Origin of the sequence: Microcoleus sp. C2D2 (assembly GCF_036702495.1) — a bacterium.
GTDB lineage: Bacteria > Cyanobacteriota > Cyanobacteriia > Cyanobacteriales > Microcoleaceae > Microcoleus.
Genome location: NZ_JAUBTO010000417.1, coordinates 1 through 1095, shown reverse-complemented (window position 1 = coordinate 1095; position 1095 = coordinate 1). Strand labels below are relative to the sequence as shown.

Annotated in this window: 2 protein-coding genes and 1 pseudogene; all 3 read right to left on the bottom strand. The window is 33.2% G+C overall.

Annotated elements, in window-relative coordinates:
* Window positions 1-124 (bottom strand): helix-turn-helix domain-containing protein (locus QUB61_RS39635; RefSeq protein WP_445301007.1); only part of this gene is annotated, 124 nt, incomplete at its 3' end.
* A gap of 28 nt (window positions 125-152) precedes the next feature.
* Window positions 153-764 (bottom strand): annotated as a pseudogene (locus QUB61_RS39630) (ISL3 family transposase).
* A 6-nt stretch (window positions 765-770) separates the two neighbouring features.
* Entirely contained in the window at window positions 771-1031 is a 261-nt protein-coding gene (locus QUB61_RS39625) for a hypothetical protein (RefSeq protein WP_333136891.1), read from the bottom strand.
* Window positions 1032-1095: the final 64 nt, after the last annotated feature.

Below are 1095 nucleotides of genomic sequence, written 5' to 3'. Positions count from 1 at the left end.
TATCTGGAGCGACCTGCTCGCACCAGAAACAGATTTTGTTTGGCGAACACCCGATAAATTTAGCAATTTCTTTTGGCGTTTTTCCATCATTGAGCAATAGTAAGATTAAGATCCTCTCTCTAATTTCTCCATTTTTTTCGGTTCTTCCGTACTTACTGTGCTAAATTATTATTAGGAAAGTGCCAAGCAAGTAAAGCTCGCATTTCAAAATTAATAAAATTTCTAAAGCCAAAGCCACACCTTTTTAACAGCTTTAATTTGTTGTTAATTCCTTCAACTATGCCGTTAGTTGTTCTTTGTTCAAAATACCCCACGATCTCTCCCAACCATCTTTTTATTGTTTCTACACTCTTTTTATAGTAGGGTTCTGCCTTTTTTAACCAATCAATTAGTTTTAATATCCCTTTACCCAAATTTTGAATCTGCTCAAATAGAGCGTGAAACTCTTCTTTTAACTCGTGCATAATTCCTAGTAAGGGTGCAGCACTTTTTACTTGTTTTAATTTTTATTTTTGTCGGTTATACAATTTAATTGCCGCTTTCAGTAATATATATTTACTTCCTTTTAAACTGTCCAATAATTTAGTCTTTTCTTTAACCTTTAGTGCTTCTACTGCTTTTTTTTTAGCAATTCTCGCCTGATTAAATTCCTCAGAAAGCATTTTTGTAACGTGAAATCTGTCTACTGTTACATCAGCATTCGGACAAACTTTTTTGACCAATGATTTATAATTGCCCGTCATATCTATACTTACTTCTTTTATTTGAGATCATACTTTTTCTCCCCATTTAAGCATCACTTTCTCTATCTCTGACTGCTTTTTTTCGGTAACCAACCCTATTAATTTATGTGTTTCTAAGTCAACTAAGACCACAATAAATTTTCCTTGTCCTTTTACTAAACTAATTTCATCTCTGACTAATTTACTTAAGTTTTCTACATTGATAGGCAAGATTCTCTTAGCTACAGATTTTACCATTGACCAAACTATCTCTTCTGTTAAGTTATTATTTTTAGCGTATCCGCTCAATAAATCGGGGTAACAGCAAAAAAAGAAGGTTCACAATCTAGGCACAGCATGGTAGAATATGACG